This is a genomic window from Nonomuraea purpurea, assembly GCF_042650645.1.
In the GTDB taxonomy this organism is placed as follows: Bacteria; Actinomycetota; Actinomycetes; order Streptosporangiales; family Streptosporangiaceae; genus Nonomuraea; species Nonomuraea purpurea.
The window spans coordinates 119,400-138,438 of record NZ_JBHSBI010000028.1 but is presented as its reverse complement, the minus strand read 5'-3'; the positions used below and the strand labels follow the sequence as shown (position 1 = coordinate 138,438).

Genomic DNA, 19,039 nt, shown 5'->3' with positions numbered 1-19,039 from the left:
AGGTGACCACGCGTAAGAACTCCGGCACCGCCACCCCGGCGAAGCGCCAGCGGGCGACCTCTTCCGGGCCGGCCTCCGAGCGCCGCGACCATCTCGTCAAGCTCGCCGCGGAGCTCTTCGCGCGCAAGGGCTTCCAGGCCACGACAGTACGTGAAATCGCCGATGAGGCCGGCATCCTTTCCGGAAGTCTCTACCACCACTTCGACTCCAAGGAGACGATCGTCGACGAGGTGCTGTCCACCTTCCTCGACGACCTCATCGCCCGCTACCGCGCCGCGCTCGACACGAGCGCCGACGCCCGCACCGTGCTGTCGGAGATGGTCCGCATCGGGTTCGGCACGCTCGAACCCCACCGCGCCGCGATCACGGTGATGCAGAACGACTGGAACTACCTGCGGCAGTTCGAGCGCTTCAACTACCTGGTCAAGGCCGAGGACGAGGTCGAGCAGATCTGGGTGACGCAGATCAAGGCGGGGCAGGCGGCCGGGCTGTTCAGGCCCGACGTCGACCCCAAGCTGACCTACCGCATGATCCGCGACACGATCTGGGTGGCGGTGCGCTGGTTCCGTCCTGGCGGCAGGCTCAACACCGCGGGGCTGGCCGAGCACTACATCACCGTGCTCTTCGACGGAATCGCCACCGGCGAGCGCACCACCCAAAAGGGATGAGTCTCGGCAAGGCGGTGCGACTGGCACTGCAAGAGGCGGCCGAGCCTGCAAAGGCCGAGACCATGCGCGTTTACATGAAGTCGGACATGCCGTTCCTGGGAGTTCAGGCGGTGCCCAGGCGGGCGGCGCTGCGGCGGGTCTTCTCCGGCCACCGGCTCGAAACGGCCCCCGAGTGGCGGCGGGCCGTGCTGGCGCTGTGGCGCGAGGCCGAGTACCGCGAGGAGCGCTACGCCGCCATCGAGCTGTCCGGTCACCACTACTACCGTGAGTTCCAGACCCTCTACACCGTGCCGATGTACGAGGAGATGATCGTCACGGGGGCGTGGTGGGACCTGGTCGACGAGCTGGCGACCCACCGCATGGGCGGGCTGCTGGCCGCCTTCCCCGACACCATGCGCTCGATGATGCTGGAGTGGGCCCACGACGCCGACCTGTGGAAGCGGCGCACCGCGATCCTGTGCCAGAACCGCTTCAAGCGGCGCACGGACACGGCCCTGCTGTACGCGTGCATCGAGCCGAGCCTGTCGGACAACGACTTCTTCGCGCGCAAGGCGATCGGGTGGGCGTTACGCGAATACGCCAAGACCAACCCCAACGAGGTCATCCGCTACGTACGCGCGAAGGGCATCTCGGGGCTGAGCCGGCGCGAGGCGCTGAAGAACCTGCCCGTCACCTAGTCCACAGAGCATCCTGCACCGCCTGCACCAGGGCCATCAGCTCCGGCGTGACGCGCTCCCTCGACCAGGCCAGGGCGTAGGTGATGCGCAGGTCGCCGGCCTCCAACGGCACGAAGCGCACGTCGTCCCGCCTGATGGCCCTGACCAGGAGCTGCGGGATCGGCAGCAGCCCCGCCCCGGCCGCCACCAGGTCGAGGGCGGCGGCGAAGTCGTCGTCGGCCACCAGGCGCGGGCGTCCCGGCAGCCCCGCCCACGGGCGGCTGCCGGGTGTGATCAGCACCTGACCGCCCAGTTCGTCCGGGGTGAGCCTGGGCCTGGCCGCCAGGCGGTGCCCGACGGGGACGGCCACGTGGTCGACCGTGACGTGGAAGCGGGCCGCCGTGACGAACCGCGCGGGCGCCGGGGTGGCCAGGATCGCGGCCGAGACCTCCCCGTCCTCCAGCGCCCGCGCCGCCGCGCTCCGGCCGGCCGCCCGCAGTTCCACGCCGATGGCCGGGCTGCGTCCCGCGAGCCGTCTGGCGATCCGCGCGGCGAGCGCGCCGACCAGTGGTGGATAAGCGAGGTGAATGATCGGCCGGGCCAGCCTGGCCGCTTCCGCGCTGAACGCCCGGACCGATTCGAGCGCCTGCTCCGCGTACGGCAGCAGCGCCTTGCCCTCCGCCGTGAGCCGCACGTCGCGGGCGGTGCGCTCGAAGAGCCTGACCCCGGCCGCGCGTTCGAGCCTGGTGATGGCCTGGCTCATGGCGGGCTGCGACATGCCCAGGTCGGCCGCCGCCTTGGAGAAGCTGAGCAGGGCGGCGACCTTCGTGAAGCAGTGGAGCTCCTTGAGCATAAGCAGCATCAATACATAGTGCATGACGGCGACGGTGGTCGGCAGGATGCCCAGCGATCCACTCGACGTCGAAGGAGCCAGGAGATATGTCCCCATTCCCGAAGTCCACCGTGCTCGGGTACCCGCGGATCGGGCCGCGAAGGGAGCTGAAGCAGGCGCTGGAGTCGTACTGGGACGGGCGCTCGACCCGTGACGAGCTCGACAGGACGGGCGCCGAGCTCAGGGAGCGAACCTGGCGGCGACTGGCCGAGCTCGGGCTTGAGGGGCTGCCGTCCAACACGTTCTCGCTCTACGACCAGGTGCTGGACACCTCCGTGCTGCTCGGGGCGGTGCCCGCGCGCTACCGTTCCGCCGCCGACCCCTACTTCGCCATGGCCAGGGGCACCGAAGGGCTCGCGCCGCTGCGGATGACGAAGTGGTTCGACACGAACTACCACTACATCGTCCCGGAGATCGGGCCGGAGACCGTGTTCAAGCTGGAGGCGGGCAAGCCGCTCGGCGAGGTGCGCGAGGCGCGGGCGCTGGGGTACGAGACGCGGCCCGTGGTGCTGGGCCCGGTGACGTTCCTGCTGCTGGGGTCGGCGCTGGACCGGCTGGACGACGTGCTCGGCTGCTACGAGGAGCTGCTGGCGGCGCTGGCCGCGGAAGGGGTCGCCTGGGTCCAGCTCGACGAGCCCGCGCTGGTGGGCGACAGGACGCCGGACGAGCTGGCCGCCGTCAGGACCGCCTACGACCGGCTGGGGGCGCTCGGCTCGCGTCCCGGGCTGTTCGTGGCCTCCTACTTCGGCGACCTCGGCGAGGCGCTGCCCGTACTGGCGGCCACGCCGGTCGAGGCCATCGGGCTCGACCTGGTGCGGGGCGGCGCGCCCGTCGCCGACCTGACCGGCAAGACCGTCGTGGCGGGCGTGGTGTCCGGGCGCGAGGTGTGGCGGACCGCGCCGAAGCGGGCGCTCGCCTCGCTGGCCGCGCTGCGGGCCTCGCGGGTGACGGTGAGCACCTCGTGCTCGCTGCTGCACGTGCCCTACGACGTGGACGCCGAGCCCGGCCTGGACCCGGCGCTGAAGGGGCGGCTGGCGTTCGCGGAGCAGAAGGTGGCCGAGGTCGTGGCGCTGGCGCGGGCCGAGTTCCACGGCGCGGCGCCCCAAGGACCGTCCGTCGCCCTGCCGGGGCCCGTGGTTCCGGAGGAGCGCAGCCCGTACGCGGTGCGCGCCGCCGCCCAGGCCGAGCACCTGTCGCTGCCCGCGCTGCCGATCACCACGATCGGGTCGTTCCCGCAGACCGGCGAGCTGCGCGCGGCCAGAGCCGCCGTGACGGCGGGCACGCTCTCCCAGGCCGACTACGAGCGGCGGGTCGAGGCCGAGATCGAGCGGGTCATCCGGGTGCAGGAGCGGCTCGGGCTCGACGTCCTGGTGCACGGGGAGCCGGAACGCAACGACATGGTGCAGTACTTCGCCGAGCACCTCGACGGGTTCGCCGTGACCAGCAACGGGTGGGTCCAGTCATACGGGTCGCGCTGCACCCGGCCGCCGATCCTGCACGGGGACGTCGGCCGCCCATCGCCGATCACCGTGCGGTGGGCCGCCCACGCGCAGTCGCTGACGGCCAAACCCGTCAAGGGCATGCTCACCGGGCCCGTCACGATCGTGGCCTGGTCGTTCGTCCGCGACGACCTGCCGCTGCGGGACGTCGTCTTCCAGGTGGCGGACGCCGTGCGGGAGGAGGTGCGCGACCTGGAGGCGGCCGGGGTGTCGATCATCCAGGTGGACGAGCCGGCGCTGCGCGAGCTGCTGCCGCTGCGGCGGGCGGCCCAGACCGACTACCTGGAGTGGGCGGTGGCCGCCTACCGGCGGGCCACGTCGGGGGCGAGCGACCGCACCCAGATCCACACACACCTGTGCTATTCGGACGCCGACCAGATCCTGACCGCCATCGACGGTCTGGACGCCGACGTCACCACGATCGAGTCCGCCCGGTCGGGGGCGCGCATCCTCGACACCGTGGGGTCCTTCGGGCGCGGGCTGGGGCCCGGCGTCTACGACATCCACTCGCCGCGGGTGCCCTCCGACGCCGAGGTCGAGGAGCTGCTGCGCCGCACCATGCGGGCCCTGCCGGCCGAGCGGGTGTGGGTCAACCCGGACTGCGGGCTGAAGACGCGGACGTACGCGGAGGTCGAGGCCTCGCTGGCCAACGTCGTGGCCGCCACCCGGCGGCTGCGCGCCGAGCTCACGCGTACCGCTCGGTGAACTCCTCGATCGTCATGCCGAACAGCACCTCGTCGTCATAGCGGCCCGCGGCGTAGTGGCACCTGCGCCGGCGGCCCTCCTCGACGAACCCCAGCCGCCGGTGCAGCGCCAGCGACGCTTCGTTGACGCCGTAGACCCCCGCCTCGGCCTTCTGGAAACGGCGGTCGAAGAACATGTAGCGCAGGAGGATGACGATGGCCTCGCTGGCGTACCCCTTGCGGTGGTGCGGCGTGCCGACGCCGATCCCGTAGGCGAAGGTGCCATGGTGGCGGTCGACCTGATGGGTGTTGATCGCCCCGACGGGAAGGTTGCCGTCCCTGGTCGCGATCACCAGTCTGAACTCGTCGAGGTCCAGCTCCCGCTCGGCCTGCTCGGTGGCCTGCTTCTTGGCCAGGGCCGCCGAGGTGGGCGGCGTGAGGCGCCAGCCGTTCCTGACCGCGTCCGAGTATTCGTCGAAGGCCAGGAACGCCTCCCAGTCCTCGGGTTCCGTGGCGCGCAGCCGCACCCGTTCTCCCACCCATGCCGACGTCATAGCGGCAGGAAAGCAGACCCCGGCCCGGTGCCGCCAACCGTTTTCACCCGAACGTCCGAGTGAGGTGGGCCAGGGCGGCGTCGGCGTAGTGGGCCGGGCCGGTGCTGAGGCCGTAGGCCAGGTCCTCGATCAGCGCGCACCTGGCCAGGAAGAGCACCCTGGCTCGGCCTGCGGCGTCGAGGTCGAACTCGTAGTGGGAGAGCGTCAGCTCGAAGACCTCCGGGCCGAGGTCGCGGTAGATGAGGGCGAAGTCGTGGGCCGGGTCGGCGATGGCCGCGTCGGTCCAGTCGATGACGCCGGTGATCGTGCTGGAGGCCGCGTCCACCAGGAGGTGCTCCGCGCCCAGGTCGTTGTGGCAGAAGCGCAGGGAACGGGGCTCGTCCGGCGGGTCCTCGCGCAGGAATCGCTCCACCAGGTGGCGGTGGCCGGCCGGGACGTGCGCCTCGACGTCCCGGTAGTCCAGCTCGGCGTCCTCCAGGAGCCGGGGCGCCGGGTAGCGGTCGACAGGGGCCAGGTCGTGCATGCGGCCCGGCGAGGTGCCGTGCAGGGCGCTGAGGAAGTCCGCCAGGGGCCGTGCCAGGCTCCGGGGGTCGGCGACCGGGTTGGTCGACAGGGGCCCGCCGGGGAGCCGCCGGTAGGCGATCGCGCCCCACTCCTCGTCGGAGAAGACCACCTCGGGGACCGGCAGGGGCGACAGCTCCCGCACGGCCGCCAGGCGGGCGACCTCCTGGCGCAGCGTCTCGGGGTTCGCCGCCTTGTTCCGCCGGACGAGCAGCTCGTCGTTGACCTCGTACACCAGATTGTCCAGGCCCTGGCCGAGGCGGCGGACGGTACGCACCCGGTAGCCCGGCAGGTGGCGGGACAACAACGTGCGGATGTCGCCAGTCACACCCGGCACCCTAAGTCCGGCGTGCCGGGTGTGCGAGCTATTTGAGCGCTCCTGACGTCAGTCCCGACTGGATCTGGCGTTGGAAGATCGTGTAGACGATCAGCATCGGCAGGATGGCCAGGGTCAGGGCGGCGAACAGGGCCGACCAGTCCTGGTCGTATCCGGCGGCGGTGGAGATGTCGGCGATGCCCATCGGCAGCACCCACTTGGTGCGGTCCTGCAGCAACACCAGCGGGAGCTGGTACTGGTTCCACTGGCCCAGGATGTTGAAGATCGTGATGCTGATGATGCCCGGCTTGGCCATCGGCAACATGATCTGGAAGAAGACCCGTGTATGGGACGCGCCGTCCACCATGGCCGCCTCCCCCACCGCCGTCGGCAGCGTGCGGAAGAAGGCCGACAGGAAGAAGACCGTGAAGGGCATCGAGTAGGCGATGTAGACCAGGATCAACCCGGCGTGCGTGTTCAGGCCGATGAACGGGCCGATCAGCGGCAGGCGGCCCATGTTCTGCACGACGAAGAAGAGCGGCGTCAACGCCAGGTAGACGGGGAAGGCCAGGCCCGAGACGAACAGCAGGTAGATGGCGCGGTTGCCCCGGAAGGGGTAGCGGGCCAGCACGTAGGCGGCCATCGAACCGACGAGCATCGTCCCGAACGTGCTGATCGACACGACGATGACGCTGTTGAGCATGTACTGCCCGATGCTCGCCTGCTCCCACGCCCTGGCGAAGTTGTCCCAGCGCAGGGTCGCGGGCAGCGACCAGGCGTCGCCGAAGATCTCGTCCTCGCTCTTCACCGAGGCCAGGAACGTCCACAGGATCGGGACCATCACCAGCAGGGTCCAGATGACCAGCGCGAGGTGCGTCAGGACGCCGAGCGGGCCCAGCCGCCGTTTGCGTTCCCTGCGGGCGAGCTTGCGTGAGTTCGCCGCCGTCCACGACGTCGTCGTTGTCGTCATCAGTACTCGATTCGTTCGCGCCGCGACAGCCGCAGCGACAGAATCGCGAAGCCGACGGTGAAGAAGAACATCACGACCCCCAGGGCGGAGGCGTAGCCGAAGCGGAAGTAGGCGAAGGCGTTGCGGTAGATCTCGGTGGCCATGACCGCGGTCGACCAGTCGGGGCCGCCGTGCTGGTAGGTCATCACCCAGACGATCGCGAACACGTCCAGCGCCAGGATGCCGAGGTAGACCCAGGCCACCTGGACGGTGTCCCACAGCAGCGGGAGCGTGACGCGGAAGAACAGGCTGAGCCGGCCCGCGCCGTCGATCTGCGCGGCCTCGAACATGTCCCTCGGGATCGAGGCCAGCCCGGCCGAGAAGAGCACGACGTAGAAGCCCACGGCCTGCCAGACCATGACCCCGAGCACCGACCAGAACGCGACGCCCGGGTCGGACAGGAAGCCGATGGGCTTGACCCCGAGGGCCATCAGCGGGCCGTTCAGCATGCCGCTGCCGTCCGGCCTGAACACCTGCTGGAACAGCACCGCCACCACCGTGACGGCCAGGACCTGCGGGAAGAAGAACACCACCCGGTAGAACTTCGACCCGCGGATCCCCGACGTGCCCTGCGCGCCGCCCACGTTGAGCAGGAAGGCGAAGAACAGGGCGATGACGATGGTGATCAGCGGCAGCAGCACGAGCAGCGCCGCGTTGTGCGTGACCGCCTTCCAGAAGACGCTGTCGCCGAACAGCCGCACGAAGTTGTCCAGGCCGATGAACGTCGGCGTGGCCGTCACACCGCGCCAATCGGTCATCGCGATGTAGAAGGCCTGGAGGTACGGCGAGATCACATAGACCAGGTAGAGGATCACCGGGGCTGCCAGGAACGAGGTGATGAACAGCCCTCGGCGATACCTGTTGAAGATCATCAACGCTTGTACTTCTTGATCGAGGAGTCGTTCTTGATCTCGTCGGCCTTCTTCTGCAGGCGTTCGAGGTACTTGTCGGGGGTCAGGCCGCCGGACATGAGTTCGCCGGTGGCGGCGATGGCCTCGTCCTTGAGCGGGCCGTACCAGTTGAACCAGCGGTAGTAGACGGTGTTCGCGCCCGCGTCGGCCAGCGCCTTGGAGGCGCTCTCGACGCCGGGCGAGTTCTTGCGGCCCTCGCTGGCGCCCTTGACCACGGTCACGGTACGGACGAGTTCGCTGAAGTCGCCGGCTGCCTTCTTCGACAGCATGGCCCTCAGGTACTCCATGCCCGCCTGCGGGTTGGCGCTCCTGGAGGAGACGACGAAGTTCTCGCCCGGCTGGGTGTGCAGGGTGCCGTACGGCATCTTGTCGGAGCCGGTGACGTCGGGGATCGGGAACATGCCGTACTCGAAGTCGGCCGGTGTGGTGGTCTTCTGCTCGTTCTCCAGCCAGGAGCCGGAGGGCAGCATGGCCACCTTGTACTTGTTCTGGGAGGTCTGGGTCTGGACGTGGTCGAGCCCCGTCGTGCCCTCCATGAGGTACTTGGCGCCGACCTCGGCCCAGGCCGTGGCCGCGGTCTTCATGGCCTCGGCGGTCCAGGCGCCGTCCTCGAGGTTGTCGATGTTGATCAGGACCTCGTTGCCGCCGATCTTCGCGGCCATGGTGAGCAGCGGCTCATACAGATATTGAGGGAATTTTCCGGCGTAGGTGAAAGGTGCCATCTTGCCGGACTTTTTGATTGTTTCGCAGAGCTTGATGAACTCGTCCCAGGTCTTCGGCGGCTGCCAGCCGTTGTCCCTGAACGCCTTCTGCGAGTACCAGATGCCGTGGATGTAGTTGACGTAGCCCAGAACGCTGAACTTGCCGTCGTACATGCCGATGTCGATCACCGACGGGTCGATGGTGTCGCGGACCTTGGTGTTCGGGTCGTCCCACGAGGGCGCGTCGAGCAGGGGCGTCAGGTCCTGCATCTGCCCGTCCTGGGACAGCGCGCCGAAGTCCATGAAGTTGGCGCCGGAGTTGTCGATCACCTCGGGCGGGTTGCCGCCGGCGAACCTCGGCTGCAGGACCTTGGTGATCTCCTTGGTCGCGTTGTGCTTGATCTCGACGTTCGGGTACTTGGTCTTGAACAACGGCTGGTGGATGTTCTTGGCGTAGTCCTGGCCGAAGCCGCCGTCGAAGATCCAGACCTCCAGCGGCTTGTTGTCCGGCACCCCGAACGGGTTGGCGGCGCTGGTGGCGACCGGCGCGGACGAGCTCGTGGCGGCCGGCGGCGCGGCCGGTGTGGCGCAGGCGGCCAGCGCCCCCGCCACGGGCACGAGCGCGGCGCCGCGAAGAAGCTCACGCCTGCTGATCTGGGGGGTGTTGGGCATTATCGGTCACTCCTGACTTTCATGATCCACGCCGGATTCGTCCTGCGTAGCGGTTCTCCAGGGCCTTGTTGTGCTCGTCGCCGCCCGTCACGTTGACCGACATGTAGACGGGCGGCGCCTCGCCGAGCGCCACCAGTTCGTCCACCGCCTCGGTGACCACCATCTGCGCCAGCAGCGCCGAGGTGACCGTGGAGACCGCACCGTAGGTGCCGCCGCCCGGCAGGTCGAGGATCGCGTCGCCGTACGGCGCGCCGTTGTCGATCACGACGTCGGCCAGGTCGAGCAGCTTGGCCCCCGACGGGTGGCGCGAGGTCATCCGGGTGCTGTGCTCGACCGAGGTGAGCGCGATCAGCGGGTGGCCGCGTTCCTTGACGATCGAGGCCAGTTCGACGACCGTGCCGTTCACGCCCGAGCTGGAGATCAGCACGAACACGTCCTGCGGCCGGACCGGCGCCAAATCGTAGATCTCGTGCGCGACCGCGGGGTCCCGCTCCAGCTCCGGGGTCAGCACGCTGGCCGGCTTGCCGCCGTACAGGACCAGGTCCCTGGGGGTGAGGCGGTTGCTGGGGACGAGCCCGCCGGCCCGTCCGGCGATCTCCATGGCGATGGCCTCCGAGTGCCCCGACCCGAACGCGTTCACCACGCCGTCCGCCCTGATCGAGGCCACGACCAGCGCGGCGGCCCGCCGTACCGGCTCCGCCTGGCTCTCCGCGACCCGTCGTGCCAGGTCCAGGGCCTTGGTTGCGTACGTCATTCAGCCTCTCTCCACCCGATGGCTCTCAACAGCGCTGATCGTGCGCTCGAACGCCTCGTTCGTCCGTTCGTAGGTGCGTTGCGCGACCGCCACGTAGACGGCGTCCAGCACGAACAACTGGGAATGCACCGCGGCCAGCCCGCCGAGCCTGAACGTGGTCTCCCTGCTGGCCGTGGTCAGCACCAGGTCGGCCAGTTCGGCCAGCGGCGAGCGGGCGAAGGAGGTGACGGCGACCGTGAGCGCGCCGTGGCTGCCCGCCTCGGCCAGCGACTCCATGACCTCGCGCGTACGGCCCCTGTGGCTGATGCCGATGGCCACGTCGCCGTCCTTGAGCAGCGCCGCCTCCGACAGGGCCACGTGCGCGTCGCCCGCGCTCCAGCCGGGGATGCCGATGCGGCGCAGCCGGCCCTCGAACATGGTCGCGACGTTCCCGCTGGTGGAGACCCCGACCAGGAGCACCCTCGGTGCCGCCACGATCGCGTCGGCCACCCGCGCGACCATGTCGAGGCGGAGCTGCGCGGCGGTGTCCTGAATGAGCCTGGCGTCGGCGGCGGCCATCACCTCGATAGCCGCGTCGAGCGGGTCATCGGGGCCGATCTCGTGGCCGACGCCCGCACCCCAGCCCGCCTGGGCCGCTCTGCCGGTCTCCGTGGCCAGCGCGACACGCAGTTCGGCGTAGCCGGAGAAGCCGAACGCCCGGCAGAACCGGGTCACGGTCGCGGGCGACGAGCCCGCGCGTTCGGCCAGCGCGATGATGGTCGAGCGCGCAGCCTCGGCAGGATCGCCGAGAATCACCTCGCCGACTCTGCGCAAAGCCTCCGGCAAACCGGGTAGTTCTGTTTCTACGCGCCCAAGCGCCCCTGAAGTCACGAATATTCCTTCCGAATACCCGGTCTTCTGGCGAAAATTATTCTTGCTTCCTGGTCACGTCAAGCCCCAGACTCGGACCGTGACTGAATCGCTAGTCGTCGGGGTCGACGCCGGAGCCACCTCCACGCGGGTGGCCGTGCACACCCTCGACGGGACGCGGGTGGGGTACGCGCGGGCGGGAGCGGGCAACCCGAGCGCCCACGGCCTGGCCAAGGCGGTGGCCAACATCGGCGAGGCGCTGGCGGAGGCGCTGGGGGCCCATGACGGCGCCCGGGTGGTCGCGTCGCTGGCCGGGGTCGCCGGGCACGTGCAGGAGATGGTGCCAGAACTGGCGAAGGTCTGGGCCCGCCACCGGATCCCCGACGGGCCGCAGTACCGGGGGGACGTGACGATCGGCTACGCCGCAGGAACCGCGGAGCCCGACGGGTCCCTGCTGCTGTCCGGCACGGGGGCGGTGGCGGCCCGGCTCAAGGGCTACGACCTCGACGCGCTCGCCGACGGGCTGGGCTGGCTGCTCGGCGACGCGGGCTCGGGCTTCTGGATCGGCCGCCAGGCCGCCAAGGCGACGGTGGCGGCCTTCGACCGCGGCCTGCCGGTCGAGGCGGTCGAAGCCGGCCTACCAGTCGAGGACGGCGGCCTGCCGGTCGAGGCGGTCGAAGACGGCCCCAGGGAGGCCGGGAGCGCGTCTCACGGCGGGGTGCTGGTCTCGCTCGTGGCCCAGGACTTCCTCGGCGACGAGCGGCCCGTCTCGCCGCGTGCCGTCGCCGACCGCATCGTCCGGCTCGCGCAGGCCGACCACATGCGGCTCGCGTCCCTGTCCGCGCTGGTCAGCCGGGCCGCCTCGGCGGGCGACCCGGCTGCGGTGAAGATCGTCCACGAGGCGGCCGGGCACCTGGCCGCCACGCTGGAGCGGGTACACGTGTCCGGTCCCGTGGTACTCGCCGGCAGCGTGCTGACCAGCGAAGGGCCGGTACGCCGGGCCGTGATGGAGTTGCTGACCGACCACACCGTCACGACGGCCGGGGACGCGGCAGGCGCGGCAGCCTGGCTGGCAGCCCGCACCGTCCTCCCCGAGGCCCAGGCGAGGGCGGCACACGCCGCGTTCACCACCTCCGGCCCTTGACCGCGCCGTTCCGACATGGCGCTGCAGGAGTTCAGAGGGTCATGGCGGAGAGGATGTGGTCGGCGAGGGGCAAGGTGGAGGCGGCGACGAACTTTTGTCGGCGTTCCATGGCTTTCGTGATGTCGGCCAACGTGTCGAACCCGTAATCCAGCGGGATGGGTTGGCCCTGGAGGTCGAGAACCACTCCTCCTGCCGCCTGGAGGATGTAGTGCCCTGGAGCAAGGTCCCAGGTCGCGAATCCCTTCGCAAATTCGATCATGGCATCGCTGAAGCCGGCGGCGACGTGGCAGAGCCCGATCGAACCGAAGTCCACACCGACCCGGCCCCGGCTTGCGCCGTCCGCCGAGGGACGGCTCAACTCTCCGATGAGCCCGGTTTGCTGGGCGAGCGGCACGAAGCGCTCGCCGGGCTTCATGAAGAAGTTGGTGATCAGGGCCTCTGCCAGCGGAGCTGATCGACTTATCCGCAGGGCATGAGGAGTGCCGTCCTGGGTGAAGACGAAGGCCCGATCGTGCCCATCCCCGTCACGAGCCGCAGCATAGATCTGAAGGTGATGGAAGATGTCGCCCACCACAGCCGCGATCGGCCGCGCGAGCCTCCGCGAGTAGACCAGCACATGCGTGTAGCCGTACAGCGCTCGAACTGCCATCTCGCTCGTGTCGAGCGGATCGACCAGGACGCAAAAGGTCTGGGTCAGGATCGTCTCCGACGACTCGCGGATCAGCTTCTTCGGAGGCGTAGACGTGCGACGGGATGATCTTTGCCAGCAACTCCTGATAGCGCTCATGCGCCCACAAGTCGTACTCAGACAGGAAGTTGCCGGCGTGCCGAACGTTGCGGCTCTCTGAGCGGTCACCCGACAACGCCGCCTCAATGAGCCGAGGACGGCGTTGCGCGAGCAGCCGAGCACCTTGGCTACCTCGCCGTGGTCGAGGCCCTCCCAGGCGATGAGCGAGATCAGTTCGCGGTCGTCGTCGGACAGTTCGCGGAAGGCGCGCGCGATGGCGCTCATTTCGAGGCTGCCCTCGGGCGAACGGCTGTAGAGGTCGGCGATGTCGTCGTCGAGCGCCACGTTCCTCGACCGCTGCCTGGCCTGGCCACGTCGGTGGTTGGCCAGCACGTTCCTGGCCACGCCGTACAGCCAGAGCCGGGCCGAGCGGCCCTCCGGCAGCGCTTCCATGCGCCGCCAGGCGATGGCGAACGTCTCCGCCACCACGTCGGCCGCGTCCTCGGGCGAGTCGCAGCGGCGCATGGCGTAGCCGAGTATGTGCTCGTACGTTTGTGCGTAGACGGCCTCGAACCGGTGCTTCCGGTCGTCATCCACGGGCGACCCCCATGGTCGGCCTCCTCGGTGTCGGTGGTGGGACACCTCGTACGTGTCGGAGGCACCGTCAGCATTTCAGCCCATTTTTCAAGAAATCAGCAGCGCCGCGCTCCCATAACTCCCGCCGAACCCCGTCACCAGCGCCACCTCACGCCCCGCCCGTAGTTCCCGGACGGCCTGGGCCGCGTTGTTCAGCCCGTGCACGTAGCCCTCCGACAGCAGGCCGCCGTGCGGGTTCACCCAGGCGTGGCGGCGCTCCAGCAGGTACGCGCCCAGGTCCCCCCGCTCGGCCAGGCCGAAGTCCTCCAACTGGCGGGGCACCAGCCACGAATAGGCGTCGTACAGCAGCGCCACGTCCACGTCCGAGGGTCGCAGGCCGGAGGCGTCCCAGAGCATCGGGGCCACGTACGCCGAGAAGATCGCGGTCACGTCGGGCGAGCGGTCCATCGACGAGCAGCCGGGGCCGCCGCCGCGTACCACGGCGCGGACGCGCGGCCCCTCCAGCGCGCCGCTGATCACCAGGGCGCACGCGCCGTCGGTCTCCTGGCAGCAGTCCACGGTACGCAGTGGGGTGCTGACGTACGGGCTGTCCAGGTAGTCGCCGAGCTCGATGGGCCGGCGGCGCAGGGCGCGGGGGTTGGTCTTGGCGTTGTCCCTGGACTGGGCCACGACGGCGTGCAGGTGCTCGGAGGTGAGGCCGGTGTCGTGGAGGTAGCGGGTGGCGGCCAGGGCGAACAGCGGGATCGGCCCCGCCAGGCCGTAGGTGAAGCGTTCTTGGGGGCCGGTGGAGACGGTGTTCATGCGGCGGCCTGAGCGGCCGTTGAGCGCCCGATAAACCACGATATTTCGCGCCAAACCAGCGTCTATCAGCATTGCGGCGTCACCCAGGATCGACGCCGCCTGCGTCCCGCCGCCCGCAAGGTCGTTGTGCCAGCCGAGCCGCTCGATCCCGAGCGCCCTGGCGACCTGGACGACCGGCACGGAGTCGTTCATGTGGTAGCTGAGCAGGGCGTCCACGTCGCGCGGCCCGATCCCGGCATCCGCGCACGCGGCCCTGCACGCCTCCACGGCCAGGTCCAGCTCGCTGCGCCCGGACTCCCGGCTGAGCGCCGTCATCCCGACCCCGGCCACGGCCGCCCGCCCGGAGAACGGCTGCATGCCCCTCCCCCTTCGCCCGCCCGCACCTGCCGGGTCACGCTAACCCGTGCGACGATTTCTAGGCAAGCGCTTGCTCGGACTTCGGCATTTTGGGGCAATAAATCCAGAAATATGGCGCATGGGTCATTAACTGGACATCTTCACGGAAGCTATCCGCTCTTGTAATACAGAGGTGCGATCTACCGATAGCCCATCATCATCACGCCGAGGTGAGCGATGGATCTACGATACGTCCGGTACGCGATGGCGATCGCGCGTGCGGGAAGTCTGCGCCGGGCCGCAGCCGCCCTGCATATCGCCCAGCCCACGCTGTCCGAGCAGCTCAGGGCCCTGGAGAAAGAGATCGGTGTCGAGTTGTTCAGCCGCTCGTCGAGCGGCGTGCAGCTCACCGAGGCGGGCGAGGCGTTCCTGGCGCAGGCCACGGTCGCGGTCGACGCCTTCGAACGCGCCGTGGTCGCGGCCAGGAGCAGGGGCCAGGCCGTCCGTCTGGGGGTGGCCGACGGGCTGGCGGACGTGGTCGCCCGCCTGCTCTCCCAGCTCCACACCCCGCACCTGCGCGTGGCCCCCATGGGCACGGCCGAGCAGATCGTCTCCATCGTGGACGGCACCCTGCAGGCGGGCCTCGGGTACGCGCCCGGCTCCCTGCCCAGGGGCGTGGCCCGCATGCTGATCCACCGTTTCCCGGTGCGCGCGCTGCTCCACCGAGACCACCACCTGGCCGCGTACGAGGCCGTGTCGCTGTCGGATCTGGCGGGCGAGCCGCTGATCATGCCGGAGTCCGATGCCGTGGCCGGGGCCCGGCGTTTTCTGGAGGGTTTCGTCCGCCACCGCCTGCATCCGCGCCTGGGCCCTGCGGCGGCCACTCACGATCTGGCCATCAACATGGTGGGGGAAGGCGCCGGTTATACGCTTTGTGTCCGTGAAGGCACGATAATTCCGGACTCGCTGATGTTCGTCCCCATCAAGGAGGACGTCCCCCCACTGGAAGTCGTCTTCCTCTGGAACCGCCAGGCGGAAGTGCAGGAACTCGTCAGCGCCGCCCGGCACCTGGCCCGTTCTGGATAGCGTTATTATCTACCGATGCGCATGTCCGAACTGAGCGCCAAGTCCGGCGTGGCCATCCCGACCATCAAGTACTACCTGCGCGAAGGGCTGCTCCCCCAAGGCGCGCAGATAGCCGCGACCAGAGCCGAGTACGACGAGTCCCACCTGCGCAGACTCCGCCTGATCAGGGCCCTGCTCGAAGTGGGCAGACTCCCCGTCGCCGCCATCAAGCAGGTCATCGAGGCCGTCGAGGACGAGACACTGCCCACGCACATCATGCTGGGCATCGCCCATTACGCCCTGAGCCCCAAGGTCGAGCCGGAGTCCGGCGAGGAATGGCAGCTCGCCCGCGCCCAGGTGGACGGCCTCATCGACGACCTCGGCTGGCAGATCCACCCCGAGGCCCCCACCCGCGACGAACTCGCCCAGACCCTCGTCAGGATGCGCCAGCTCGGCCTGCCGATCAACCTGTCGCCGTACGTGGAGACGGCCAGGAAACTCGTCTCGGAGATCGAGATCGACACCATCCCCTTCGACGGCCCGCGTGATGCGGCCGTGGAGGCCCTCGTGCTCGGCACGGTCCTGTATGGCAGGGCGTTCGACGTCCTGCGCCGCCTGGCCCACGAGTCGGAGTCGGCCCGGCGGATGGGCTCCTAGACCACGCCGTTGGCGCGCAGGATCGCGACGGCGTTCACCGTGGTGGCCCCCCGCCATTCGAGCGACCCGGCCGGCGAGATCTTGGCGAAGTCCACGACCCATCCGCCGTCGTCCTGCTGCTCCCCCGCCAGCCGCACGAGGTCCGCGGCGATCACCTCGGGCGCGAACAGCTCGCGGGCGGGCCGTCCCGGGCGGGGCGCGAAGTCGAGCGGCCGCAGGGCCTCGTCCTCGGTGCCGCCCTCCACCCGGACCCGCCCGTCAGCGGGGATGTAGGCGCCGAGCCGCTTGAGCAGGTCGGCCGCGCGCGGCTGGGTGTCGTACACGGCGTCGAGGAAGCGCACGGCGAACGCCAGCACGTACGCGTGCGGCTGCTTGTCCAGCGCCTGGATGGCGTCGAGGCAGTAGCGGGTGGCCCGCTCCAGCCACGGATGGGCGGCCACGGCAGGGTCGTGCGCGGCCACGTGGTGGGCCGCCGCCGCGGAGATGGAGGTGATCTGCAGGGACGACGTCGTGTGGTCGCCGCCCGCCCACCAGGGCGCCGTGGCGGCGGAGACGGTGAGCGGCAGCGAGAACGGCAGCCCGCCGTCGGGCAGCGTGACCGTCTCCAGCCAGTCGCACAGCGCTACGGCCTGCGGCGCCGTCGCGGGGGCGACGGCCTCGAACACCTCGAAGGCGTGCAGCGCCGCACCGGGCTGGCTCTCCGGGGAGCGCAGGTCGGCTTCCAGGCCCCAGCCGTAGCCGCCGTCGGCGTTGCGGTAGCCCTCCAGGGCCGCCAGCACGGAGGCGGCGTCGCCGTCGCCCACGAGCAGGTCGTAACGGCGCCAGTCGAGGAGCCGGGCGTGTCCGGCCATGAAGCCGGGAATCGCGGAAAGGTTCACGTTCATGAGACCATCCTGCCCAGGTCGCGGCGGGGTGGTCTTGTAAGTTCCGGACGTACGATGAGCGTGATGATCCAGCAGCGCGACGTCGAGGCGTTCGCCGGGCGGCGGGTGGCCAGGCTCGGCACGGCCGGCGGCGACGGCACTCCGCACGTCGTGCCCGTCACCTTCGCCGTCGTCGGCGGGCGGGTGGTGACCGCGATCGACCACAAGCCCAAGACCACCGCCGACCTGCGCCGCCTGCGCGACCTGCGGGCGAACCCGAAGGCCAGCGTGCTGGCCGACCACTACGACGACGACTGGGCGCTGCTGTGGTGGGTCCGCGCCGACGGCCCTGCCCGCATCCTCACGGACGGCCCGGAGCGCGAGTCGGCGCTGGACGCGCTGACGGCCAAGTACCCGCAGTACGCCGGCCGCCGCCCGGCGGGCCCCGTGATCGTCGTCGACGTGGCCCGCTGGACGGCCTGGTCGGCTACTCCCTGATGGCCACCGGCCGCTTCAGCAGCCACAGGGCGGCCCGCCGCAGCATCGTGCGGTGCACCTCGTTGTCGTAGGAGCGGGTGTCGTGCCCCAGAGCGTCGTAGAACACCCGGCCCCGCCGTACGGGCCTGGCCCAGACCAGCGGCTGGCCGTTGGACGAGGCCAGCGGTTCGACGTCGGGCAGCACGTCGAGGTCGCTGTAGACCTCGTCGACCACGTCGAAGTCGCGCAGCCCCTCCACCACCGGATGCGTGCCGTGCACGCGCACGCCGGTCCAGCCGAGCGGCGGGTGGTGGGATTTGGGCCAGGTCCAGGAGGCGCCGAGCACGCGCGACCAGCCCTGCCAGTCGTCGAAGCAGATCGACGACGAGTGCATGCAGAGCAGCCCGCCACCCCGGTCGAGATGGTCGAGGAGGGTGGTGCGGGCCTCGGCCGGTAAGCCGAAGCTCCACTCGGCGCGCAGGTCGGCGAAGCGGTCCTGGGTCATCTGCCAGCGCAGTGCGTTGACGGTGATGAGCTGGACCTCCGACGGCTCGCTCAAGGCGCCGGCGATGTCGTTGGTGATCTCCGACTCGACCCCCACCTCGGCGAGCGCGTCCGCGAGCGCGGCCGACGTGGCATCGAAGTCGTGGAACAGTCCTCCTGACAGGATCAGATTTCTCGCCACCTGCCAAGCTCATCATGCTTGCCGTGGCATTTCCACCCATGATCTGTCATCTGGCGGCCCCGCCACGCCTGGCGCCGCGGCGCGGCGGCATGATGCGGGGCATGGACTTCGAGGAGTATCGCCCGATGCTGCTCGGGCTGGCCTACCGGCTGCTCGGCAGCGTCTGGGACGCGGAGGACGTCGTGCAGGAGGCGTGGCTGCGCTGGGAGGGGGCCGACAGGAGCGCGGTCAGGGAGCCGAGGGCGTTCCTGCTGACCGTGGTCTCGCGGCTGGCGCTCGACCAGCTCCGCTCCGCGCGGGTCAGGCGCGAGGCGTACACGGGGCCGTGGCTGCCTGAGCCGGTGATGACGGCGCAGGCGGGCCCGCTGGACACGGCCGAGCTGCGCGACACCGTCGCCTACGCGACCCTGTTCCTGATGGAGCGGCTCTCGCCGCCGGAGCGGGCGGTGTTCGTGTTGCGGGAGGCGTTCGAGCTCCCGTACGACGAGATCGCCGAGATCGTCGGCGTCTCCGTCGTCAACGCCAGGCAGCTGCACCACCGGGCCTCCGTGCGGCTGGCCCGGGGCCGTGACAGGTTCCAGCCGTCCGGCGAGGAGCACGCGAAGCTGCTGAGGCGGTTCATGGAGGCGGCCTCGGGGGGCGACCTGGGCGCGCTCACCGAGCTGCTCCACGAGGACGTCGTGGCCTACAACGACGGCGGCGGCCGGGTCAAGGCGGCGCTGCGGCCCATCGAGGGCAGGCGCAAGGTGTCGGCGTTCGTGGGCGCGATGCTGGCCCGCCATCAGTTCTCGGAGGTGCGCCTGGTCGACGTCAACGGCGGGTCCGCGATCATGACGCACGCGGGCGGCCACGACCAGCTCGTCGTGATCGACATCCGTGACGGGCTTGTCGCCGGGATCTACGCCGTGCTCAACCCCGACAAGCTGACGCGCGTGATCGGCGTGCCGGACGATCTATAGTCA

20 protein-coding genes are annotated in these 19,039 nt (G+C 70.0%); 8 read left to right on the top strand and 12 right to left on the bottom strand.

The window, feature by feature from the left end; translation table 11 throughout:
- The first annotated feature begins 2 nt into the window (after window positions 1-2).
- Together ACFOY2_RS40640 and ACFOY2_RS40635 are read left to right on the top strand one after the other, a co-directional pair.
- Window positions 3-668, top strand: coding sequence for a TetR/AcrR family transcriptional regulator (locus tag ACFOY2_RS40640; protein WP_379533447.1), 666 nt, complete (start codon window positions 3-5; stop codon window positions 666-668).
- A complete protein-coding gene (locus tag ACFOY2_RS40635) occupies window positions 665-1,345 on the top strand; it encodes a DNA alkylation repair protein (RefSeq protein ID WP_379533446.1) in 681 nt (226 codons plus the stop codon). Before ACFOY2_RS40640 ends, ACFOY2_RS40635 begins: the two co-directional genes overlap by 4 nt.
- On the opposite strand, the gene ACFOY2_RS40630 is transcribed toward ACFOY2_RS40635, so the two are convergent.
- Window positions 1,338-2,201, bottom strand: a complete 864-nt coding sequence (locus ACFOY2_RS40630; protein ID WP_379533445.1) for a LysR family transcriptional regulator — start codon at window positions 2,199-2,201, stop codon at window positions 1,338-1,340. The genes ACFOY2_RS40635 and ACFOY2_RS40630 overlap by 8 nt on opposite strands.
- 62 nt (window positions 2,202-2,263) lie before the next feature.
- On the opposite strand from ACFOY2_RS40630, the gene metE reads away from it, so the two are divergent.
- A complete protein-coding gene (gene metE / locus ACFOY2_RS40625) occupies window positions 2,264-4,420 on the top strand; it encodes a 5-methyltetrahydropteroyltriglutamate--homocysteine S-methyltransferase (protein ID WP_379533444.1) in 2,157 nt (718 codons plus the stop codon).
- On the opposite strand, the gene ACFOY2_RS40620 is transcribed toward metE, so the two are convergent.
- From ACFOY2_RS40620 to ACFOY2_RS40590, 7 genes are read right to left on the bottom strand one after another with little or no spacing between them, the layout of a single operon-like run.
- On the bottom strand, window positions 4,401-4,952 hold the full coding sequence (locus tag ACFOY2_RS40620; protein WP_379533443.1) for a GNAT family N-acetyltransferase: 552 nt from the start codon (window positions 4,950-4,952) through the stop codon (window positions 4,401-4,403). The two genes, metE and ACFOY2_RS40620, sit on opposite strands and share 20 nt — an antisense overlap.
- A gap of 43 nt (window positions 4,953-4,995) precedes the next feature.
- On the bottom strand, window positions 4,996-5,841 hold the full coding sequence (locus ACFOY2_RS40615) for a phosphotransferase family protein (RefSeq protein WP_379533442.1): 846 nt from the start codon (window positions 5,839-5,841) through the stop codon (window positions 4,996-4,998).
- 37 nt (window positions 5,842-5,878) lie between these two features.
- Entirely contained in the window at window positions 5,879-6,799 is a 921-nt protein-coding gene (locus tag ACFOY2_RS40610; protein ID WP_379533441.1) for a carbohydrate ABC transporter permease, read from the bottom strand.
- Window positions 6,799-7,710: a carbohydrate ABC transporter permease gene (locus tag ACFOY2_RS40605; RefSeq protein WP_379533440.1), complete on the bottom strand. Its 912-nt coding sequence runs from the start codon at window positions 7,708-7,710 to the stop codon at window positions 6,799-6,801. Before ACFOY2_RS40605 ends, ACFOY2_RS40610 begins: the two co-directional genes overlap by 1 nt.
- Window positions 7,710-9,122 (bottom strand): N-acetylglucosamine/diacetylchitobiose ABC transporter substrate-binding protein, encoded by a 1,413-nt coding sequence (gene ngcE, locus ACFOY2_RS40600; RefSeq protein WP_379533439.1) that lies wholly within the window; start codon window positions 9,120-9,122, stop codon window positions 7,710-7,712. Before ngcE ends, ACFOY2_RS40605 begins: the two co-directional genes overlap by 1 nt.
- 19 nt (window positions 9,123-9,141) lie before the next feature.
- Window positions 9,142-9,876, bottom strand: coding sequence for a sugar isomerase domain-containing protein (locus ACFOY2_RS40595; RefSeq protein ID WP_379533438.1), 735 nt, complete (start codon window positions 9,874-9,876; stop codon window positions 9,142-9,144).
- Window positions 9,877-10,746: a MurR/RpiR family transcriptional regulator gene (locus tag ACFOY2_RS40590; RefSeq protein WP_379533437.1), complete on the bottom strand. Its 870-nt coding sequence runs from the start codon at window positions 10,744-10,746 to the stop codon at window positions 9,877-9,879.
- 79 nt (window positions 10,747-10,825) lie between these two features.
- Here ACFOY2_RS40590 and ACFOY2_RS40585 point away from each other — a divergent pair, with 79 nt between their 5' ends.
- Window positions 10,826-11,869 carry an N-acetylglucosamine kinase gene (locus tag ACFOY2_RS40585; protein WP_379533436.1) on the top strand — a complete coding sequence of 348 codons (1,044 nt, stop codon included), beginning with the start codon at window positions 10,826-10,828 and terminating at the stop codon, window positions 11,867-11,869.
- 31 nt (window positions 11,870-11,900) lie between these two features.
- Here ACFOY2_RS40585 and ACFOY2_RS40580 read toward each other — a convergent pair whose 3' ends face one another.
- Both ACFOY2_RS40580 and ACFOY2_RS40575 read right to left on the bottom strand, forming a co-directional pair.
- Window positions 11,901-13,193, bottom strand: a complete 1,293-nt coding sequence (locus ACFOY2_RS40580; RefSeq protein ID WP_379533435.1) for an inositol monophosphatase family protein — start codon at window positions 13,191-13,193, stop codon at window positions 11,901-11,903.
- An 87-nt stretch (window positions 13,194-13,280) separates the two neighbouring features.
- Window positions 13,281-14,351: a thiolase C-terminal domain-containing protein gene (locus tag ACFOY2_RS40575; RefSeq protein ID WP_379533434.1), complete on the bottom strand. Its 1,071-nt coding sequence runs from the start codon at window positions 14,349-14,351 to the stop codon at window positions 13,281-13,283.
- 216 nt (window positions 14,352-14,567) lie between these two features.
- On the opposite strand from ACFOY2_RS40575, the gene ACFOY2_RS40570 reads away from it, so the two are divergent.
- Both ACFOY2_RS40570 and ACFOY2_RS40565 read left to right on the top strand, forming a co-directional pair.
- Window positions 14,568-15,416 (top strand): LysR family transcriptional regulator, encoded by an 849-nt coding sequence (locus tag ACFOY2_RS40570; protein ID WP_379533433.1) that lies wholly within the window; start codon window positions 14,568-14,570, stop codon window positions 15,414-15,416.
- A gap of 15 nt (window positions 15,417-15,431) precedes the next feature.
- Window positions 15,432-16,052, top strand: a complete 621-nt coding sequence (locus ACFOY2_RS40565; protein WP_379533432.1) for a MerR family transcriptional regulator — start codon at window positions 15,432-15,434, stop codon at window positions 16,050-16,052.
- Here the strand turns inward: ACFOY2_RS40565 and ACFOY2_RS40560 are convergent.
- Window positions 16,049-16,936 carry a hypothetical protein gene (locus ACFOY2_RS40560; RefSeq protein ID WP_379533431.1) on the bottom strand — a complete coding sequence of 296 codons (888 nt, stop codon included), beginning with the start codon at window positions 16,934-16,936 and terminating at the stop codon, window positions 16,049-16,051. The genes ACFOY2_RS40565 and ACFOY2_RS40560 overlap by 4 nt on opposite strands.
- A 63-nt stretch (window positions 16,937-16,999) precedes the next feature.
- On the opposite strand from ACFOY2_RS40560, the gene ACFOY2_RS40555 reads away from it, so the two are divergent.
- Complete coding sequence (locus tag ACFOY2_RS40555) at window positions 17,000-17,413, top strand: TIGR03668 family PPOX class F420-dependent oxidoreductase (RefSeq protein WP_379533430.1); 414 nt, start codon at window positions 17,000-17,002, stop codon at window positions 17,411-17,413.
- Here ACFOY2_RS40555 and ACFOY2_RS40550 read toward each other — a convergent pair.
- Window positions 17,403-18,077 (bottom strand): ThuA domain-containing protein, encoded by a 675-nt coding sequence (locus ACFOY2_RS40550; RefSeq protein ID WP_379533429.1) that lies wholly within the window; start codon window positions 18,075-18,077, stop codon window positions 17,403-17,405. The two genes, ACFOY2_RS40555 and ACFOY2_RS40550, sit on opposite strands and share 11 nt — an antisense overlap.
- Before the next feature lie 23 nt (window positions 18,078-18,100).
- Here ACFOY2_RS40550 and ACFOY2_RS40545 point away from each other — a divergent pair, with 23 nt between their 5' ends.
- Complete coding sequence (locus ACFOY2_RS40545; protein WP_379533428.1) at window positions 18,101-19,036, top strand: RNA polymerase sigma-70 factor; 936 nt, start codon at window positions 18,101-18,103, stop codon at window positions 19,034-19,036.
- Window positions 19,037-19,039 lie beyond the last annotated feature (3 nt).